Below are 19,803 nucleotides of genomic sequence, written 5' to 3' on the forward strand. Positions count from 1 at the left end.
CATGGCCGACACGCATGAAGGCAGGATCGTCCGGATCGGCAACGCGTCCGGCTTCTACGGCGACCGATTCTCCGCAATGCGAGAGATGCTCGAGGGCGGCGAGCTCGACTTTGTGACGGGCGACTACCTGGCCGAGCTGACCATGCTGATCCTCGGCCGGGACCGCATGAAGGACCCGAGATCGGGCTATGCCAAGACATTCCTGCGTCAGATGGAGGACTGTCTCGGCCTCGCGATGGACAAGGGGGTTCGCATCGTCACCAATGCCGGTGGTCTCAATCCGCACGGGCTCGCGGTGGCGCTGCGCGAACTCGCCGAGAAGCTGGGGATCAGCGCCGACATCGCTTTTGTCGACGGCGACGATCTCCTCGACCGCACCGCCGAACTCGAGCTCGGCGACCCGCTGACCGCCAACGCCTATCTCGGGGCGTTCGGGATCAAGACCGCGCTCGATGCCGGCGCCGAGATCGTGGTGACCGGCCGGGTCACCGACGCGTCGCTCACGGTCGGCCCGGCAGCCAGTGAATTCGGCTGGGAATACCACGATCTGGACGCCCTCGCCGGCGCGGTGGTGGCGGGGCACGTCATCGAGTGCGGAGCCCAGGCGACCGGCGGCAATTACTCGTTCTTCGGTGAGTTGCCCCGGATGGGTCACCTGGGCTTCCCGATCGCGGAGGTCGCCGGCGACGGATCGTCGGTGATCACCAAGCACCCCGGTACCGGCGGCGCGGTCACGGTCGGGACGGTCACCGCGCAGTTGCTCTACGAGGTCGGCGGACCGCGGTACCTGGGGCCCGATGTCACCACGCGGCTCGACACCATCGAACTCGGGCAGGCCGGCGACGATCGCGTGTCGATCAGCGGGGTACGCGGCGAGGCGCCCCCGGCGACCACCAAGGTGTCGCTGAACAGCCTTGCCGGAGTGCGCAACGAGATCACCCTCATCCTCACCGGGCTCGACATCGAGGCGAAGGCCGAGTTGTTCAAGGATCAGTTCACGGCGGCGCTGCCGACCGTGCCCGCCGAGATCGCCTGGGAACTCTCGCGCCTCGACCGTCCGGATGCCGAGACGGAGGAACAGGCGAGCGCGCTGCTCCGCTGCGTGGTGCGTGATCCCGACGCGAAGAAGGTCGGCCGCGCCTTCTCGTCGACCGCCATCGAACTCGCGCTCGCGAGCTATCCCGGTTTCGCGGCCACCGCACCTCCCGGACACGGCAACCCATACGGCGTGTTCGAGCCTGGCTACGTGGACGCGGCGGCCGTCGACCACCGCGTGGCCCTGCAAACCGGTGTGGTCGAACGTATCCCGCCGAGCCCCGTGCGCACCGAGATGTCCGAGGACGCCGGCGACTCACCGGTGGAGACCTCCGCGGACTGGGGCCCGACGGCGTCGCTGCCGCTGGGCACCATCGCCGGCGCACGCAGCGGCGACAAGGGCGGTAGCGCGAACATCGGGGTGTGGGTGCGCGACCCGGGCCATTTCTCCTGGCTCGACAGCACCCTCGACGTCGACCTGCTCCGAAAACTCCTGCCCGAGATCGCTGATCTCCCGGTGCGACGTCATCGACTACCGAATCTCAACGCGGTCAACTTCGTGATCGACGGTGTCCTCGGCCGCGGGGTCGCCGAGAACGTCCGATTCGATCCGCAGGCCAAGGGCATGGGCGAGTGGTTGCGCTCGCGTCCGGTGCCCATCCCGATCGCCTTCACGAACAGCAAGGAGAGCAAGTGACGATCACCAGTCCGGTGTGGGACACCCCCGAACGCCTCGAACTGCGTGCCACTGTCAGGGCATTCGTGGAGCGTCACGTGCTGCCGTACCAGGACGAGTGGGAGCGCGACGGATTGATCCCGCGCGACCTGCATCGCGAGGCGGCGAAGCTCGGGCTGTTCGGTCTGGGAATCCCCGAGGAGGTCGGTGGGTCCGGTGGTGACCTCATCGACGGCTCCATCCTGGGCGAGGAGTTCCACTACGCGGGAGCCGCCGGCGGGGTGTTCGCCTCGTTGTTCACCCACGGCATCGCGTTGCCGCATCTCATCGGGGCCGGTGACCCGGATCAGATCGATCGATGGGTGCGGCCCACTCTGGCCGGTGAGAAGATCGGCAGCCTCGCGATCACGGAGCCGGGCGGGGGCAGCGACGTCGGACACCTGACCACCTCCGCGGTCCGCGAGGGCGACCATTTCATCGTCAACGGCGCCAAGACCTACATAACCTCCGCCGTGCGTGCCGACTTCGTCGTGACCGCCGTCCGCACCGGCGGCCCGGGCGCATCGGGCGTCTCGCTGCTCGTGATCGAGAAGGACACACCCGGATTCACCGTCACCCGCAAACTGGACAAGATGGGTTGGCGGAGTTCGGACACCGCCGAGCTGTCATTCGTCGATGCACGGGTGCCGGTCAGCAATCTGGTGGGCGTGGAGAACTCGGGTTTCGCCCTGATCGCGACTGCGTTCGTGACCGAGCGGTCGGGTCTGGCGGTGCAGGCGTACGCGAGCGCCCAACGGTGCCTCGACCTCACCCTGGACTGGGTCCGTGACCGGGAGACATTCGGAAAGCCGTTGATCGCACGCCAATCGGTGCAGGAGGCCGTCACCGAGATGGCCCGTCGCATCGACATCGCACGCACATACACCCGCGTCGTCGTGGAACGGAAGGTGACCTCCGACGACGATCTGATCGCCGAGGTGTGCTTCGCCAAGAACACCGCCGTCGAGGCCGGTGAGTGGGTGGCGAACAAGGCGGTTCAGCTGTTCGGCGGGATGGGCTACATGACCGGTACCGAGGTGGAGCGTCAGTATCGCGACATGCGCATCATCGGTATCGGCGGCGGCACCACCGAGATCCTGGCGGGTCTCGCGGCAAAACGATTGGGGTATCAGCGATGACGACCATCCGATCCACCCTCGACCCGGCCGGCGAGGACTTTCGGGCGGCCGGCACGTCGATGACCGACAAGCTCGTCGAGATCCAAACCGAGTTCGACAAGGCACTCGCCGGCGGCGGCGAGAAGTACGTCGCCCGGCATCGTGAGCGCGGCAAGCTGACCGCCCGCGAGCGCATCGAGATACTGATCGACGAGGACTCGGCCTTCCTCGAGCTGTGCCCGCTGGCGGCGTACGGTTCGGACTTCCAGGTCGGGGCGTCAGCGGTCACCGGCATCGGCGTGGTCGAAGGTGTCGAATGCATGATCGTGGCCAACGATCCGACCGTGAAAGGCGGCACATCCAATCCGTGGACCTTGCGGAAGATACTCCGCTGCAACGACATCGCGATGCAGAACCGCCTGCCGATGATCTCGCTGGTCGAGTCCGGCGGGGCCGACCTGCCCACTCAGAAGGAAGTGTTCGTCCCCGGCGGCCGCATGTTCCGCGACCTCACGAGGCTGTCTGCCGCGGGGATACCGACCATCGCCCTGGTCTTCGGCAACTCCACCGCCGGCGGCGCCTACGTCCCGGGTATGAGCGATCACGTCGTGATGATCGAGAACGCGTCGAAGGTCTTCCTCGGTGGACCGCCGCTGGTGAAGATGGCGACCGGCGAGGACAGCGACGACGAGTCCCTCGGCGGCGCCCAGATGCACGCCCGGCAGTCGGGTCTGGCCGACTACTTCGCCGTCGACGAGCAGGACGCCATCCGGCTCGGCCGGCGCATCGTGTACCGGTTGAACTGGCGCAAGCAGGGACCCGGCCCGGTGGCCGAGGTGATCGAACCGCGCTACGACACCGAGCAACTGCTGGGCATCGTCCCCTCGGATCTGAAGATCCCGTTCAACCCCCGCGACGTCATCGCCCGCGTCGTCGACGACAGCGACTTCGACGAGTTCAAACCCGACTACGGCAGTTCCCTGTGTACCGGTTGGGCCCGCATCCACGGCTACCCGATCGGCATCCTGGCCAACGCCCAGGGCGTGTTGTTCAGCCAGGAGTCGCAGAAGGCGACCCAGTTCATCCAGCTGGCCAACCGCAGTAACACGCCACTGTTGTTCCTGCACAACACCACCGGATACATGGTCGGCAAGGAATACGAGCAGAACGGCATCATCAAGCACGGCTCGATGATGATCAACGCCGTGTCCAACTCCACCGTGCCGCACATCTCGGTGCTGATGGGAGCGAGCTACGGTGCCGGGCACTACGGCATGTGCGGACGCGCCTACGACCCACGATTCCTGTTCGCCTGGCCAAGCGCGAAGTCGGCGGTGATGGGTGCGGCCCAACTCGCGGGCGTCATCTCCATCGTGTCCCGGGCCGCCACCGAGGCGCGCGGAGGAACGGTCGACGAATCAACGGATGCGGCGATGAAGCAGATGATCGAGGCGCAGATCGAGGCCGAGTCGGTTCCGGCGTTCCTGTCCGGCATGCTCTACGACGACGGTGTGATCGACCCGCGTGACACCAGGACCATTCTGGGGCTGTGCCTTTCGGCCATCGACAGTGGACCGGTCGAGGGCACGTCCAACTTCGGCGTCTTCCGGATGTGAGGCGAACATGACAACCACGATCACCTCTGTACTCGTCGCCAACCGCGGTGAGATCGCCTGCCGCGTGTTCACCACGGCCCGCGCGATGGGCCTGCGCACCGTCGCCGTGTTCTCCGATCCCGACGAGCACGCGCCGCACGTGCGGATGGCCGACGCGGCGGTCGTGCTCCCCGGATCGACGTCGGCGCAGACGTATCTGCGTGGCGACCTCATCATCGCGGCGGCACAGGCTGCCGGTGCGGATGCCATCCATCCCGGGTACGGGTTCCTCTCGGAGAACGCCGAATTCGCGCAGTCGGTGATAGACGCCGGACTCACCTGGATCGGGCCGCCACCGGCGGCGATCGAGGCGATGGGTTCCAAGGTCAACGCGAAGAAGCTGATGGCCGACGCGGGTGTACCCGTGCTGGGCAACATCGACCCGGCCGGGGTGACCGCCGACGACCTGCCGCTGCTGATCAAGGCATCCGCCGGCGGTGGTGGCCGCGGGATGCGGGTGGTGCGTTCGCTCGACGAACTGGATGATGCGGTCGCCGGTGCCGCACGAGAGGCGGCGTCCGCCTTCGGCGATCCCACCGTCTTCTGCGAAACCTATGTCGAGCGCGGCCACCACATCGAGGTCCAGGTGATGGCCGATCAGCACGGGGCCGTCTGGGCGGTCGGCGAACGAGAGTGCTCCATCCAGCGCCGGCACCAGAAGGTGATCGAAGAGGCGCCGGCCCCATTGGTGGAGCGCATCGGCGGTGATCTGCGCGACCGCCTCTACACGGCGGCGCGTACCGCGGTGGCGGCAATCAGGTACACCGGAGCCGGCACGGTGGAGTTTCTCGCCGACGAGAACGGGCGATTCTTCTTCCTGGAGACCAACACCCGGCTACAGGTCGAGCACCCTGTCACGGAGCTGACCACCGGCACCGACCTGGTGGCGTGGCAGCTGCGGGTCGCGATGGGCGAGCATCTCGACGTCCGACCGCCGGCCGCAGCCGGGCACGCCATCGAGGTCCGCCTCTATGCCGAGGACCCGGGCGCCGACTGGCAACCGCAGTCGGGGACCGTGCATGCGATCGAGATCGCCGACGACGTCCGATTCGGTCCTCTCGACCGCCCCGGTATCCGCGTCGATTCCGGCATCGAGGCGGGCAGCGAGATCTCGACCTTCTACGATCCGATGCTGGCGAAGGTTATCGGCTGGGCGCCGGACCGGCGCCGGGCGGCCGCGATGCTGGCCCGCGCGTTGGCCGACGCTCGCATCCACGGTCCCGTCACCAACCGCGACATGCTCGTCAACACCCTTCGCAGCGACCAATTCCGGTCCGGCCACACCGACACGGGATTCATTGACAGCATCGGCCTCGACCTGCTGGCCAGGCCCCTCGCCGGTGGCGACGATGTGCGGGTCGCTGCCGCCGCGGCAGCGGTCGCCGATGCGGCCGAGGTGCGCGGCCGTGCGACAGTACAGGCCGGGTTGCCCACCGGGTGGCGCAATCTCGCGTCGGCGTATCAGACCAAGCGGTACCTCCACACGCGCGCGGACGATCAGGAGATCGAGGTTCGCTACCGGCACGGGCGGGGTGGTATCGATCTGCCGGACCTGCCCGACGTCTCGGTCGTCCAGGCGTCCCCGGATCGCGTCGTCGTCTCCGTCGCCGGTGTCCGCCGCACCCTGACCGTCGCGCGCTATCGCGACGATGTCTTCGTCGACGGACCCGGTGTCGCAGTGGCATTGCGGCGGGTGCCGCGGTTCGTCGACCCGTCGGCGGTGGCCCGTCCGGGCTCACTGCTCGCGCCCATGCCCGGCGCCGTCATCCGAGTCGCGGTGACCGAGGGGGAGCGGGTGGTCGCCGGTCAGCCGCTGCTCTGGCTGGAGGCGATGAAGATGGAACACACCGTGACCGCGCCCGCCGACGGCGTGGTCGCCACGCTGTCGGTCGAACCCGGACAACAGCTTTCCGTCGGTGACGTACTGGCGGTGATCAGCGCCGACGACGGTGATAGCACCGGCACCGCCGCCGCAGAGGACCACTCGGACAACCCGAAGCACGAGGAGAGAGTCGGATGACCGCACACCTGGATGACATCGCCGCCAACCCATTCGTGGAGAGCTCGGAACGGGCGGACCTGCGGGCCTCGGTGGCGGCCTTCGCCGCGAAGTACGGTCAGGAGTACTTCCGCGAGTGCGCGCTTGAGGGACGCAAGACCGACGAGATGTGGTCCGAGGCCGGAAAACTCGGGTTCATCGGCGTCAATCTGCCGGAGGCGTACGGCGGCGGTGGCGCCGGCATGTACGAACTGTCGATTGTGATGGAGGAGATCGCCGCGGCCGGCACCGGGCTGCTGATGCTCGTCGTGTCTCCGGCCATCTGTGGCAACATCATCGCCCGTTTCGGTACCGATGCGCAGAAGCAGCAATGGATTCCGGGCCTGGCCGACGGCACGATCACCATGGCGTTCGGCATCACCGAGCCCGACGCCGGATCGAACTCGCACCAGATCACCACCACCGCCCGCCGCGACGGCGACGAGTGGCTGCTGACCGGCCGCAAGGTCTTCATCTCCGGTGTCGACCAGGCCGAGGCCGTGCTCATCGTCGCTCGCACCGAGGACGCCAAGACCGGCAAGCTCAAGCCCGCGCTGTTCATCGTGCCCACCGACGCACCCGGGTTCGAGTACACGATGATCGACATGGAACTTCAGAACCCGGAGAAGCAGTTCCAGCTGTTCCTCGACGACGTCCGGCTGCCGGCCGACGCGCTGGTCGGTTCCGAGGACGCGGCGTTGAGTCAGTTGTTCGCCGGACTCAATCCCGAACGCATCATGGCCGCGGCGTCCGCGGTCGGCATGGGCCGCTTCGCCCTGAACAAGGCCGTCGCCTACGTGAACGACCGAACCGTCTGGAAGACACCGATCGGTGCGCATCAGGCGATCGCGCATCCGCTGGCAGAAGGCAAGGTCGCGATCGAGATGGCCAAGCTGATGATGCAGAAGGCCGCGACCCTGTACGACGCGGGCGACGACTGGGGCGCCGCCGAACCGGCGAACATGGCCAAGTACGCGGCCGCCGAGGCGTGCGTGAAGATCGTCGACCATGCGGTGCATTCGATGGGCGGCAACGGTTTGACGAGTGAGTACGGTCTGGCACCGATGCTCAGCCTGGCCCGCATCGCGCGGATCGCGCCGGTGAGCCGGGAGATGATCCTGAACTTCGTCGCGCAGACCAGCCTGGGTCTGCCCAAGTCGTACTGAGGAGGTCGCCGATGACCGAAGTGGTTCACACCGACATCGCCGGCGAGGTCCTCACGCTCACATTGGACTCTCCGGCGAACCGCAACGCACTGGGCGAGGCGCTGGTCGCGCAGCTCCTCGACGGATTGCGTGCCGCCGAACGTGACCCCGCCATCCGTGCCGTCGTGCTGACGCACACCGGTGGGACATTCTGTGCCGGTGCGGATCTGAGTGAGGCGCTGGCACGGGGTGCCGCCGTCGAAGAGGCGTCGGCGATGGGCACGTCGGCGATGCTCGACCTGATGCGGGTCATCCTGGAGATGCCGAAGCCGGTCATTGCCAAGGTCGACGGACACGTCCGGGCCGGTGGCTTCGGGCTTCTCGGTGCAGCGGACATCGCGCTCGTGGGACCTCGGTGCACCTTCGCGCTCAGCGAGGCCAGGCTCGGACTGGCGCCGTCGGTGATCTCCTTGGTGTTGCTCCCGAAGATGACCGCGCGGTCCGCCGGCCGATACTTCCTCACCGGCGAGACCTTCGATTCCTCGGCCGCGGTGCAGATCGGGCTCGTCACAGAGGCATTCGCATCGGCTGACGAACTCGATGCCGGACTGACATCCGTGCTGTCCGGAATCCGGCGTGCCTCCCCGCAGGGTCTGGCCGCATCGAAGATGCTCACCACGGCAACGGTGTTGTCGAGCTTCCGGGGACTGGCTCGGCAGCGCGCCGACGAGTCGGCCGCTCTGTTCGGTTCGGACGAGGCCCGCGAGGGTATGACGGCGTTCCTGTCGAAGCGTTCGCCACATTGGGACCTGGGTGCGCAGAAGGAATGATGCAGTGGAATCGATGACGAGATGACCGCGGGCACCCGCACGCCGCCGCCGCGCGAGCCGCGTCAGGAGCGTTCCCGCATCACCCGGGAGCGACTGTTGCGATCGACCATCGAGGCGCTCGCGCATGACGGCTGGTCGGCGGCAACGGTGGCGGCGGTCGCCGAACGGGCCGGCGTGTCGCGGGGCGCGGCACAGCATCATTTCCCCACCCGGGAGGCCTTGATCACGGCGGCTCTGGAGCAGGTCTTCGAGGACATGACCTCGACCGCATCGACCGCGATCACCGCGCTGCCCGCGGGGCCCGACCGGGTCGCCGCGGCCGTCGATCGGGCGGTCAGAATCTATACCGGTACCGAATTCAAAGCGGCACTGCAGGTCTGGGCCGCTGCGGCCTCCGATTCCGTGCTGCGTGAACTGATCCTGCCGATGGAGGACAAGTTCGCCCATGCTGCCCATCAGATGACGGTGGAGGCGCTGGACCCCGACGGCGCCAATCCGCAGGCGCGCAACGTCGCGCAGGTGACCCTCGACCTCGCCCGCGGACTCGGGCTGGCCGACACGCTCTCCGACGACTCGAAACGTCGCGTCCAGGTCGTCGCGACGTGGACGGAGTTGGTGACCGCTGCTCTGCGGTCGGCCGAACACGGCTGAGCACCGTGGGCGGCGCGGCGGCGCGACTTCGACTCAGCGTATGGCGACGCGCACCGCTTCCTGGTACCGCGTCCGCAGGTCGGGCGGTGTCGACTCCGGGAACGTCACCACCAGGTCGAGCACCTGGTACGCGGAGTCCTGTCCGCCCGCGTAGGTCGTGGCTCGGCCGGTGGTCGGGAACTTCAGGAACGTCGCCTGATCGAACTCAGTGGCGGTCGAACAACCCGCCGTCGGGCAGACCTGGGCGGTCACGTCCTTCTCGCCGGTCAACTGGAGGTTCTGACCGCGGACGGCCTCGGCGACCTGCGCGTCCGAGCCCGGATCGATCGGGTTGTCGACCACCGATTGGCCGGCGACGCCCGACTCCGAAGCGGGCGTCGACGCGGGCTCCCCGCCGCATGCGGTGGCACCGAGCAGGCACGCACCGACGACGATCGATGACGTCCAGAATCTCGCCAAAGTCCTGTTCATACCTTCACCTCCGTCGCCTGGCCTCTTATCCTTCCTACCGGGCGCTTACCCGTCGACCCCGACCGGGGTGGGCCGGGGGCATCGATTTGTGCGGCCCAACGAGCTCATCAGGGCCGCCGCGGCTGCCATGATTGCCGACATGGGTGCACTGCTGATCGCGCTCGTTCTTCTCGCGCTCGGCGCCGGTATCACTGCCTGGCGTGAGCCGCGCCGATTGTTGCCGGGCATCTTCGGAACGGGCGCGGTCGTGATCGTGGCGATGGTGGTGGTCGCTGCCGTGGCGGGGGCCTGCGGACGCGAGGTGTCGGGTGCCATGGTGCTGGCCGTGGTGGCGGTGACCGGGCTGGTCGCCGCGGCCGTGCTCGGTGTGTACCTGGTTGGCACCGGAGTCGAGCTGGTGCGCAGGGAGGGCCTTCGCTCGTCGATGATGCTGTCGACCGCCCTGGGGGTACTCCTCCTGGTCTACGTCGTCGGCGTCGCCGCGGGCCTGGTGGTCGGTTGGCTCATCCCGACCTCGGACCACCGCTTGCTGTTCGTGCTCGCGGCGATCGGCGTACCTGCTGCCTATATCGGCTTCGCGCTCCTGGCGTTGGTCATCTGGTCGGCCGTCTACGAGGTGTGGGCTCGACGACGGGTCCGACGCGATCCCGCCGGCGCCGTGATCGTGTTAGGTGCCGGGCTCATCGACGGACGCCGGGTGGGGAAACTGCTGGCGGGTCGGCTCGATCTGGCCCAGGAGGTGTTCGACCTGGCCGAAGCGTCCGGCCGCCGGCCGATCATGATCTGCTCGGGTGGCCGCGGTGCCGACGAGGAGGTGTCGGAGGCCGCAGCCATGTCCGATTACTTGCTGACCCGCGGAATGCGTGGCGATGCCGTGCTGGCCGAGGATGATTCGACCGACACCGCCGAGAACATCGCCTTCTCGGCGAAGCTCCTCGCCGATCATCGTGTCGTGGGGCCGGTTGCCGTCGTCACCAGCGACTATCACGCCCTGCGCGCCGCGATGCTGATGCGCGGCAACGAGATCGACGGCTTCGCCACTGGGGCGCGCACGGCGTCGTACTTCGTTCCGAACGCCGAGGTCCGTGAGTTCGCCGCCATCATGTGGAAGCACCGGTGGCTCAACCTCGCACTGGTCGTCGCGATCTCGATTCCGTGGCTCCTGGCCGTGTGGGATGTGTCGGTGAGGTGACGAGATCGAACCGACGTGGGCCGGCCCGGGCACGGAAGGGGAGATTCGTCGTGCCCGGGCCGGGGTCGGTCGCGCTCGATCAGGCGCGGTGGATCAGCTGTCGTGGATGATCACACCGCGAATGTTCTTGCCGTCGCGCAGATCCTGATAGCCCTCGTTGACCTGATCGAGGGTGTGGGTCTGGGTGATCAGCTCGTCGAGCTTGAGCTGGCCCGCGTCATAGAGCCGGAGCAGTTTGACGATGTCGTACTGCGGGTTGGCCGACCCGAACAGGCTGCCCTTGATCGTCTTCTGGTTCAGGGTCAGATCCGTTCCCGACACCTGGACCGTGAGTTTCGTCGGGTCGGCCGGGCCGGTGATGACCACTGTGCCGCCCTTGCCGATCACGGCGGTGGCGTTCGCGACGACCTGTTCGTCGACGGTGCCGACCAGGATGAGCGCCTGATCGGCGCCCTGGCCCCAGGTCAGTTCGTTGACCTTCGCCGCTGCCTCGGCAGCGTCGGCGAAGGCATGGCGCGCACGCCGCCCGCGTAGACCGAGGTTCCCCAGCCCGATGGCACGCCACACCCGTCGAGGACCGCCTTGTCCAACGGCAGCCACTCGTCGACCTTGACCACCGAGTGCTGCGAGATCGTGGCCTGCTCGGCGAATGTCCCGAGCATGCACATCGCACCGAAATCGTCACCGCCGGAGTGGAAACGGAACGAACCGTCGGGTATCGACCCCTCGAGGATGGTTGCGCCCAGGTCGCACAGGTTCTGGCGACCGGTGGAGCAATAGCGGCAGGTCCCGCAGTTCGGGATGAAGCTGCAGACCACGTGATCGCCGGGTTTGACCTTGGTGACGCCCGGGACCACCGCCTCGATGATGCCGGAGCCCTCGTGGCCGCCGACGATCGGATAACGCGGCGGCAGATCGCCGTCGGTCGGGTGGAGATCGGAGTGGAAGAGACCGGCAGCGGTGTATTTGATCAGGACCTCGCTCTCCCGCGGCTCGTCGAGGTCGAGTTCGATGATCTCGAACGGCTTTCCGGGGGCGGTGAGGACCGCGGCGTTGGTGGTCATGGACATGTCATGTGCTCCTGGGGTTCTCGTGGATTCGGGTGGGCGTGCGCTCAGAGGGCGACGTTGACGGCCTTGGTCTGGGTGTACAGATCGATGGCGGAGCTGCCGAGTTCGCGACCCCAGCCGGACTGCTTGTACCCGCCGAACGGCATCGCGGTGTCGAAGCCGTTGTACTGGTTCACCCACACCGAGCCGGCCTTGATCTGGCGGGCGGTCTTGTGGGCCTTGGACAGATCGGTGGTCCAGATGCCCGAAGACCGTCGGCTCGATGAAGAAACCCTCATCGCCCCAACGCTTCCCGCCGGTCAGTGCGCGGGCGCCGTCGGCCAGTCCGGCGGACAGGTAGCCTGACACGCGGTCGAACTGTTCCTGGTTGATCAGTGGTCCGAGTTCGGTCGCCGGATCGAGTCCCGGACCGATCTTGGCCTGCGATGCCGCCTCGGCGACCGCGGCCGTGAAGTCGTCGAAGATGGGGCGTTCGACAACGAGTCGGGTGCCGGCGACGCAGCACTGCCCGTGGTTGAACATCCACGCCGCAACCGATCCGGCCACGGCCTTCTCGAAGTCCGCGTCGGCGAACACGATGCTGGGGCTCTTGCCGCCGAGTTCGAGGGAGACCTTCTTCAAGTTGCCCTTCGCGGCGTCGACGATCTTCTTGCCGACCTCGGTGGAACCGGTGAAGGCGATCTTGTCCACGCTGTCGTGGGCGGCCAGCGCGGCACCCGCCTCCCCGTAGCAGGTGACGATGTAGACCACTCCGGGCGGGAATCCGGCCTCGGTGAAGATCTCTCCGAGAAGATATGCGGTGAGCGGGTCTGCTCGGCGGGCTTGAGGATGACGGTGTTGCCCGCTGACAGCGCGGGCGCGAGCTTGAACGCGGCCATCAGCAGCGGGAAGTTCCACGGCACGATCAGGCCGCACACGCCGACGGGTTCACGCAACGTGTAGGCGTGGTACTCGCCGCCGGGGACGAGCGGCATCGACACGTCGACGGTGCTGCCGGTGATCTTGGTGGCGAGCCCGGCGTTGTAGCGGAAGATGTCGGCCGACCACGCCATGTCGACCGCGGTCGAGACGGTCGCCGCCTTGCCGTTGTCGAGAGCCTCGAGTTGCCCGAACTCCGTCGCACGCTCGCTGAGGAGGTCGCCGACCTTCCAGATCAGACGCTCGCGCCAGTGCTCGCGGCTGTTGATCGCGATCCCGCCGCGGATCTCGGCGGGCGTACCGAGCGCCGTCGACGCGATGTCGACCAGGGTGGTCGGTGTCGCGTCGTCGGGGCGGACCCCGGACAGGGCCGACCGCCGCCACGAGTGCTCGATGACCGGGCGCCGGGGCGACGATTCGGAGGGGTGGGCGAGTGGGTCGATGTCCTCACGTGACACACATCACTCTGCTGCGCCGGGCCCCGGCGCTACTGCGCTCGCGATCACCGGCATGCCGTCGGCGGGTGGAATACCCGCGACTACGGTTGACACCATGCGCGTCGTGACCTGGAACGTGAACTCGGTCAAGCAACGGATCCCGCGATTGTTGCCCTGGCTCGATCAACGACGGCCCGACGTGGTGTGCCTGCAGGAGACCAAGCTCGCCGACGACGCGTTCCATGACGCGCTGGGCGCCGACCTCGCGGACCGCGGTTATGAGATCGCCCATGTGGGACAAGGGCAGTGGAACGGGGTCGCGATCCTGTCGCGGGTCGGACTCGACGACGTCCGGTCGGGCTTCGACGGGGTACCGGGCTTTCCCGAGGCGGATTCGCCGACCGAGGCGCGTGCGGTCTCCGCCACGTGCGGTGGCATCCGGGTGTACTCGCTGTACGTACCCAACGGCCGGGAGCCGGACTCGGATCACTACCGATACAAGCTGGAGTGGTTGGCGCGTCTGCGTGACAGTGTCGCCGCGGCGACCGGTGCCGGAGCCGCCGACAACACGATGCTCTGCGGCGACATGAACATTGCGCCGACCGACGCCGATGTGTTCGATCCGACTGCCTACGAAGGTCATACGCACGTGACGGTGCCGGAACGTCGGGCGCTCACCGATTTCGACGAGTTGGGTCTACACGATGTGGTCCGTGAGCGGTGGCCTGAGGACCGGGTCTTCAGCTACTGGGACTACCGGGCCGGGATGTTCCACAAGGACCTCGGGATGCGGATCGATCTCGTTCTCGCCGGTGGGCCCATCGCCGATCGTGTCGCGTCGGCGTGGATCGATCGGCAGGCGCGCAAGGGCAGCAAACCCAGTGACCATGCGCCGGTCGTCGTCGATCTCGACAATGCACCCGACGGCGACATCGGCCCGGTCGTGCCGCCGCCGTCGAACCCCGCGAAGCGTGGCGCCACGAAGGTCAAGCTGCCCCAATCATCCGAATAGCCTTGGCTCCGCGTGGAGGCCGTCGAGGCGTATGCATGTTCGCCGGACGAAGAAATCGCGAAAGCCTCTCGGGCCGCCAGAGGTGCGTATCCAATGGATGGCATCGGTCTTGTCGATCCGGCGGATGGCAAAGGGGCACGGTATGAACAGCGTCGGCATGAGCATGGTCGAATCCGGCGTCAAGAGGCTGAGGAAGTTCGCCGACGAGCACGTGGAACCGCGACGTCGCGGCGACACCATCGACACGTACCGCAACATCCGGGTCGGGATGATCTCCCTGATCCTGATGCTCGGGGTGGCCATCGCCATCGACAGCATCGAGGAGGGCCGGATCGAGTCGTCGATCAGCCGGTACTACTACACCTCCGTCCATGCGGTCTTCATCGGCGCACTGTGCGCGATGGGTGCGATGCTCATGGCGTACAAGGGGCGCTCGGAGGTCGAGGACGTTCTGCTCAACTACGCGGGGTTCCTCGCGTTTCTCGTCGCGTTCATCCCGACACCCGTCACCGGGGACCAGCGGGCGCTCACGAGCCCGGACTGGGTCCGCGGGAACGTGTGGGCAGCCTGTGCGGCCACTGCCGCCGGACTGGTGCTGTGGTTCGTCTTCGGCCGGCTCCGGGGGTACGCCTCCTCGCCGCACCGGACGTGGATCGGCATCGTCGCACGGTGCCTCGGCGTGACGGCCGTGATCCTGGTCGTCGTGCGACTGTTCGGGCACTGGACCTGGATTCCCGGTTCCACCCACGACGTCGCCGCCGTGTCGATGTTCGTCGGCCTCATCCTCGTGGTGGTCTTCAATGGCCTTGCGGCACTGGCCGACCGCGAGGGTGGGGGAGCGCGGTCGTGGTATCCGTGGGCGTATGCCGTCATCGCCCTGGTGATGGCTCTGACACTCATCGGCATCGTCTGCATCGTCTGCATCGTCTGCATCGGCCCGGTCGGCGCGTCGTGGCTCTTCTGGGTCGAGGTGGTACTAATCGCCGAGTTCGGGGTCTTCTGGGTGGTGCAGACCCTCGAGCTCTGGGACGACGAGGAGTCGGCGGCCCGCCTCGAGCGGCAACATGCGGAACAAAGTTCCGCCGACGGCCGTTGAGCAACCCGGAAGGTCACCCCGGGTTCACCATCCGTTGGTTCGTCATCGAGATGGGCGAATCCGTTTTTTGACCTGTGCAAACTCGATCGGTAGAGTGGATCGCCGGTGCCCGGCACATGCTGGGCCAGTCCGCATGCCCGGCAACCGGGAGCTCGCGGTCTGACAAGCAAAACCGCGGTCGAGCGTCTGACACGCCCGACCTCGGGGTAGCGATAATGTACTGACCAGCACTTACGGGCTGGTGGGGCGAGTTGTGGAAGCAACGGGATCGAATTTTGATTCTCGGCGCTTGCCCGGAGCACAAACCGCGACACGACAACTACAAGCCCGCCGACAGCGTTGACGAGACGCAGGCGGGGACTGCCGACAAAGGAAGAACACCTAGTGCCAACCATCAATCAGCTGGTCCGCAAGGGCCGTCACGACAAGGCCGCGAAGACCAAGACCGCGGCCCTCAAGGGAAGCCCGCAGCGTCGCGGCGTGTGCACCCGCGTCTACACCACCACCCCGAAGAAGCCGAACTCCGCGCTGCGAAAGGTCGCCCGTGTGCGCCTGACCAGCTCCGTCGAGGTCACCGCTTACATCCCGGGTGAGGGTCACAACCTTCAGGAGCACTCGATGGTGCTCGTCCGCGGTGGTCGTGTGAAGGACCTCCCGGGTGTTCGCTACAAGGTCATCCGCGGCTCGCTCGACACCCAGGGTGTCAAGGACCGTAAGCAGGCCCGCAGCCGTTACGGCGCGAAGAAGGGGAACTGATAAGTCATGCCACGTAAAGGACCCGCACCCAAGCGCCCCCTGATCAACGACCCGGTCTACGGTTCGCCGCTGGTCACCCAGCTGGTCAACAAGATTCTGCTGGACGGCAAGAAGTCGACCGCCGAGCGCATCGTCTACCGGGCGCTCGAGCAGGCTCGCGACAAGACCGGTACCGACCCTGTCGTCACCCTCAAGCGCGCCCTCGACAACGTCAAGCCGACCCTCGAGGTCAAGAGCCGTCGTGTCGGTGGCGCCACGTACCAGGTGCCGATCGAGGTCAAGCCGGGACGCGCCAACACCCTCGCACTGCGGTGGCTGGTGACCTTCAGCCGCCAGCGTCGTGAGAAGACGATGGTCGAGCGTCTCGCCAACGAACTGCTCGACGCCTCCAACGGTCTCGGCGCTTCGGTCAAGCGTCGCGAGGACACCCACAAGATGGCCGAGGCCAACCGGGCGTTCGCGCACTACCGCTGGTGATCTCGACGTCGGGCCGGCGGTGGATCATCATCGGCCCGACGCTCACCACAACCAATTCAGCTCTAGCGAAATTGCGAGGCAATTAAGTGGCACAGGAAGTGCTCAGCGACCTGAACAAGGTGCGCAACATCGGCATCATGGCCCACATCGATGCCGGTAAGACCACCGCAACCGAGCGAATCCTCTTCTACACCGGTGTCAACTACAAGATCGGTGAAACCCACGACGGTGCCTCGACCACCGACTGGATGGAGCAGGAGAAGGAGCGGGGGATCACCATCACCTCCGCCGCGGTGACGTGCTTCTGGAACAACAACCAGATCAACATCATCGACACCCCCGGCCACGTCGACTTCACCGTCGAGGTGGAGCGCAGCCTTCGCGTGCTCGACGGCGCGGTCGCCGTGTTCGACGGCAAGGAAGGCGTCGAGCCGCAGTCCGAGCAGGTCTGGCGGCAGGCGGAGAAGTACGAGGTCCCGCGCATCTGCTTCGTCAACAAGATGGACAAGCTCGGTGCGGACTTCTTCTTCACCGTGCGCACCATCGAGGAGCGCCTGGGCGCGAAGCCGCTCGTCCTGCAGCTGCCGATCGGTGCCGAGGACAACTTCGACGGCATCGTCGACCTGATCGAGCAGAAGGCGATCACCTGGCGCGGCACCGTCGAGATCGGTGCGGAGCCGACCTTCGAGGAGATCCCCGCGGATCTGGTCGACCAGGTCGCCGAGTACCGCGAGAAGCTCATGGAGACCGTCGCCGAGAGCGATGAGGCATTGCTGGAGAAGTACTTCGGTGGCGAGGAACTGACCACCGAAGAGATCAAGGGTGCGATCCGCAAGCTGACCATCCGCCGTGAGTACTACCCGGTGATCTGTGGCTCCGCGTTCAAGAACAAGGGTGTCCAGCCGATGCTGGACGCGGTCATCGACTACCTCCCGTCGCCGCTCGACGTCCCCTCGGTCGAGGGTCACGCCGTGGGCAACGAGGAAGAGATCCTGTCGCGCAAGCCGTCGTCCGAGGAGCCGTTCTCGGCGCTGGCGTTCAAGATCGCGGCGCACCCGTTCTTCGGCAAGCTGACCTTCGTCCGCGTGTACTCCGGCCACGTGACGCCGGGCACCCAGGTGCTCAACGCCACCAAGGGCAAGAAGGAGCGCATCGGCAAGCTCTTCCAGATGCATGCCAACAAGGAGAATCCGGTCGACGAGGCCTGGGCCGGTCACATCTACGCGATGATCGGCCTGAAGGACACCACCACCGGTGACACCCTGTGCGATTCGAATGCACCGATCGTGCTCGAGTCGATGAGCTTCCCGGACCCGGTCATCAACGTCTCGATCGAGCCGAAGACCAAGTCCGACCAGGAGAAGCTCGGCACCGCGATCCAGAAGCTCGCCGAAGAGGACCCGACCTTCACCGTGTCGCTCAACGACGAGACCGGCCAGACCGTCATCGGCGGTATGGGCGAGCTGCACCTCGACGTGCTGGTCGACCGCATGAAGCGGGAGTTCAAGGTCGAGGCCAACGTGGGCAAGCCTCAGGTCGCGTACCGCGAGACCATCAAGAAGTCTGTCGACAAGCACGAGTTCACCCACAAGAAGCAGACCGGTGGATCGGGGCAGTTCGCCAAGGTCATCATCAAGCTCGAGCCGCTGGTGGACGCCGAGGACGGCGCCACCTACGAGTTCGACAATGCGGTCACCGGTGGTCGCGTTCCGCGTGAGTACATCCCGTCCGTGGATGCCGGCGCGCAGGACGCGATGCAGTACGGCGTGCTCGCCGGTTACCCGCTGGTCAACTTGAAGGTCACCCTGCTCGACGGTCAGTACCACGACGTCGACTCCTCGGAGATGGCCTTCAAGATCGCCGGTTCGCAGGCCCTCAAGGAGGCCGCGCGGATGGCGAGCCCGGTCATCCTGGAGCCGATCATGGCCGTCGAGGTCACGACTCCGGAGGACTACATGGGTGACGTGATCGGCGACCTGAACTCCCGCCGTGGCCAGATCCAGGCCATGGAGGAGCGCAGTGGTGCCCGTGTCGTGAAGGCGCAGGTTCCGCTGTCGGAGATGTTCGGCTACATCGGAGACCTTCGGTCGAAGACCCAGGGCCGGGCAAACTACTCCATGGTGTTCGACTCCTACGCGGAAGTTCCCGCGAACGTGTCGAAGGAGATCATCGCGAAGGCCACCGGCGAGTAAGTCGGTCGCCCCAGCGACACGCGCCGGCCACATCACAAGCGGGCGCAACAACGTAAGTAACCGAACAGAGCTGTTGGGATCCACCCAACAGAGCAACAACAGTCCAGGAGGACAATCAAGTGGCGAAGGCGAAGTTCGAGCGGACCAAGCCGCACGTGAACATCGGCACCATCGGTCACGTCGACCACGGCAAGACCACGCTGACCGCGGCCATCACCAAGGTGCTGCACGACAAGTACCCGGAACTCAACCAGAGCTTCGCGTTCGATCAGATCGACAAGGCTCCGGAAGAGAAGGCTCGTGGGATCACGATCAACATCTCGCACGTGGAGTACGAGACCGAGAAGCGTCACTATGCGCACGTCGACGCTCCCGGTCACGCGGACTACATCAAGAACATGATCACCGGTGCGGCTCAGATGGACGGCGCGATCCTCGTGGTCGCCGCCACCGACGGTCCGATGCCGCAGACCCGCGAGCACGTGCTGCTGGCCCGCCAGGTCGGTGTGCCCTACATCCTGGTCGCCCTGAACAAGGCCGACATGGTCGACGACGATGAGATCATCGAGCTCGTCGAGATGGAGGTCCGCGAACTGCTGGCCGCCCAGGAGTTCGACGAGGAGGCCCCGGTGGTCAAGGTCTCGGCGCTGAAGGCGCTCGAGGGCGACGCCGAGTGGACCAAGTCGGTCGAGGAGCTCATGGCTGCCGTCGACGAGTCGATCCCGGACCCGGTCCGCGAGACCGACAAGCCGTTCCTGATGCCCGTCGAGGACGTCTTCACCATCACCGGCCGCGGCACCGTGGTCACCGGTCGTGTGGAGCGCGGCGAGGTCAATGTGAACGAGGAAGTCGAGATCGTCGGCATCCGCGAGAAGTCCACCAAGACCACCGTCACCGGTATCGAGATGTTCCACAAGCTGCTCGACTCGGCACAGGCGGGCGACAACGCCGGTCTGCTGCTGCGCGGTCTCAAGCGTGAGGACGTCGAGCGCGGT

General features: G+C 66.5%; 15 protein-coding genes and 2 pseudogenes. 14 read left to right on the forward strand and 3 right to left on the reverse strand.

Annotation, left to right across the window (positions count from 1 at the left end):
* Position 1: 1 nt before the first annotated feature.
* The 7 genes from ACPXCG_RS15270 to ACPXCG_RS15300 are packed head-to-tail and all read left to right on the forward strand — an operon-like array spanning position 2 to position 9,187.
* A complete protein-coding gene (locus ACPXCG_RS15270; RefSeq protein ID WP_425792784.1) occupies positions 2-1,732 on the forward strand; it encodes an acyclic terpene utilization AtuA family protein in 1,731 nt (576 codons plus the stop codon).
* Positions 1,729-2,889: an acyl-CoA dehydrogenase family protein gene (locus tag ACPXCG_RS15275; protein ID WP_425792785.1), complete on the forward strand. Its 1,161-nt coding sequence runs from the start codon at positions 1,729-1,731 to the stop codon at positions 2,887-2,889. Before ACPXCG_RS15270 ends, ACPXCG_RS15275 begins: the two co-directional genes overlap by 4 nt.
* Positions 2,886-4,484, forward strand: a complete 1,599-nt coding sequence (locus ACPXCG_RS15280) for an acyl-CoA carboxylase subunit beta (protein WP_425792786.1) — start codon at positions 2,886-2,888, stop codon at positions 4,482-4,484. Before ACPXCG_RS15275 ends, ACPXCG_RS15280 begins: the two co-directional genes overlap by 4 nt.
* A gap of 7 nt (positions 4,485-4,491) precedes the next feature.
* Complete coding sequence (locus ACPXCG_RS15285) at positions 4,492-6,543, forward strand: biotin carboxylase N-terminal domain-containing protein (protein ID WP_425792787.1); 2,052 nt, start codon at positions 4,492-4,494, stop codon at positions 6,541-6,543.
* The gene (locus ACPXCG_RS15290) at positions 6,540-7,727 is read left to right on the forward strand and encodes an acyl-CoA dehydrogenase family protein (RefSeq protein ID WP_425792788.1); all 1,188 of its coding nucleotides are present in this window, start codon (positions 6,540-6,542) and stop codon (positions 7,725-7,727) included. Before ACPXCG_RS15285 ends, ACPXCG_RS15290 begins: the two co-directional genes overlap by 4 nt.
* 11 nt (positions 7,728-7,738) lie before the next feature.
* Entirely contained in the window at positions 7,739-8,536 is a 798-nt protein-coding gene (locus tag ACPXCG_RS15295; protein ID WP_425792789.1) for an enoyl-CoA hydratase family protein, read from the forward strand.
* A gap of 21 nt (positions 8,537-8,557) precedes the next feature.
* Positions 8,558-9,187, forward strand: coding sequence for a TetR/AcrR family transcriptional regulator (locus ACPXCG_RS15300; protein ID WP_425792790.1), 630 nt, complete (start codon positions 8,558-8,560; stop codon positions 9,185-9,187).
* A 33-nt stretch (positions 9,188-9,220) separates the two neighbouring features.
* Here ACPXCG_RS15300 and ACPXCG_RS15305 read toward each other — a convergent pair whose 3' ends face one another.
* Entirely contained in the window at positions 9,221-9,658 is a 438-nt protein-coding gene (locus ACPXCG_RS15305) for a hypothetical protein (protein WP_425792791.1), read from the reverse strand.
* A 139-nt stretch (positions 9,659-9,797) separates the two neighbouring features.
* Between ACPXCG_RS15305 and ACPXCG_RS15310 the strand changes: the two genes are divergently transcribed.
* The gene (locus ACPXCG_RS15310) at positions 9,798-10,850 is read left to right on the forward strand and encodes a YdcF family protein (RefSeq protein WP_425792792.1); all 1,053 of its coding nucleotides are present in this window, start codon (positions 9,798-9,800) and stop codon (positions 10,848-10,850) included.
* 93 nt (positions 10,851-10,943) lie between these two features.
* Here the strand turns inward: ACPXCG_RS15310 and ACPXCG_RS15315 are convergent.
* Both ACPXCG_RS15315 and ACPXCG_RS15320 read right to left on the reverse strand, forming a co-directional pair.
* A pseudogene (locus ACPXCG_RS15315) lies at positions 10,944-11,914 on the reverse strand (alcohol dehydrogenase catalytic domain-containing protein).
* Positions 11,915-11,964: 50 nt separating this feature from the next.
* A pseudogene (locus ACPXCG_RS15320) lies at positions 11,965-13,233 on the reverse strand (aldehyde dehydrogenase family protein).
* A gap of 157 nt (positions 13,234-13,390) precedes the next feature.
* Between ACPXCG_RS15320 and ACPXCG_RS15325 the strand changes: the two are divergent.
* From ACPXCG_RS15325 to ACPXCG_RS15350, 6 genes are all read left to right on the forward strand, one after another.
* Positions 13,391-14,287 carry an exodeoxyribonuclease III gene (locus tag ACPXCG_RS15325; RefSeq protein WP_425792793.1) on the forward strand — a complete coding sequence of 299 codons (897 nt, stop codon included), beginning with the start codon at positions 13,391-13,393 and terminating at the stop codon, positions 14,285-14,287.
* A 97-nt stretch (positions 14,288-14,384) separates the two neighbouring features.
* Positions 14,385-15,383: a hypothetical protein gene (locus ACPXCG_RS15330; RefSeq protein WP_425792794.1), complete on the forward strand. Its 999-nt coding sequence runs from the start codon at positions 14,385-14,387 to the stop codon at positions 15,381-15,383.
* Between the two features lie 384 nt (positions 15,384-15,767).
* On the forward strand, positions 15,768-16,139 hold the full coding sequence (rpsL, locus tag ACPXCG_RS15335) for a 30S ribosomal protein S12 (RefSeq protein WP_007619326.1): 372 nt from the start codon (positions 15,768-15,770) through the stop codon (positions 16,137-16,139).
* A 6-nt stretch (positions 16,140-16,145) separates the two neighbouring features.
* Positions 16,146-16,616, forward strand: coding sequence for a 30S ribosomal protein S7 (gene rpsG / locus ACPXCG_RS15340; protein ID WP_425792795.1), 471 nt, complete (start codon positions 16,146-16,148; stop codon positions 16,614-16,616).
* Positions 16,617-16,702: 86 nt separating this feature from the next.
* Positions 16,703-18,808: an elongation factor G gene (fusA, locus tag ACPXCG_RS15345; protein ID WP_425792796.1), complete on the forward strand. Its 2,106-nt coding sequence runs from the start codon at positions 16,703-16,705 to the stop codon at positions 18,806-18,808.
* Between the two features lie 119 nt (positions 18,809-18,927).
* Positions 18,928-19,803 (forward strand): elongation factor Tu (locus ACPXCG_RS15350; RefSeq protein ID WP_425792797.1); only part of this gene is annotated, 876 nt, incomplete at its 3' end.

The sequence above is a fragment of the Gordonia sp. DT218 genome, from assembly GCF_049847105.1.
Lineage (GTDB): Bacteria > Actinomycetota > Actinomycetes > Mycobacteriales > Mycobacteriaceae > Gordonia.

Coding starts and splice junctions, on each gene's coding strand:
- ACPXCG_RS15310 (WP_425792792.1), top strand. CDS start 9,798: ATGGGTGCACTGCTGATCGCGCTCGTTCTTCTCGCGCTCGGCGCCGGT.
- ACPXCG_RS15280 (WP_425792786.1), top strand. CDS start 2,886: ATGACGACCATCCGATCCACCCTCGACCCGGCCGGCGAGGACTTTCGG.
- ACPXCG_RS15330 (WP_425792794.1), top strand. CDS start 14,385: ATGGCATCGGTCTTGTCGATCCGGCGGATGGCAAAGGGGCACGGTATG.
- ACPXCG_RS15305 (WP_425792791.1), bottom strand. CDS start 9,658: ATGAACAGGACTTTGGCGAGATTCTGGACGTCATCGATCGTCGTCGGT.
- ACPXCG_RS15290 (WP_425792788.1), top strand. CDS start 6,540: ATGACCGCACACCTGGATGACATCGCCGCCAACCCATTCGTGGAGAGC.
- rpsG (WP_425792795.1), top strand. CDS start 16,146: ATGCCACGTAAAGGACCCGCACCCAAGCGCCCCCTGATCAACGACCCG.
- ACPXCG_RS15325 (WP_425792793.1), top strand. CDS start 13,391: ATGCGCGTCGTGACCTGGAACGTGAACTCGGTCAAGCAACGGATCCCG.
- ACPXCG_RS15300 (WP_425792790.1), top strand. CDS start 8,558: ATGACCGCGGGCACCCGCACGCCGCCGCCGCGCGAGCCGCGTCAGGAG.
- ACPXCG_RS15295 (WP_425792789.1), top strand. CDS start 7,739: ATGACCGAAGTGGTTCACACCGACATCGCCGGCGAGGTCCTCACGCTC.
- ACPXCG_RS15285 (WP_425792787.1), top strand. CDS start 4,492: ATGACAACCACGATCACCTCTGTACTCGTCGCCAACCGCGGTGAGATC.
- ACPXCG_RS15270 (WP_425792784.1), top strand. CDS start 2: ATGGCCGACACGCATGAAGGCAGGATCGTCCGGATCGGCAACGCGTCC.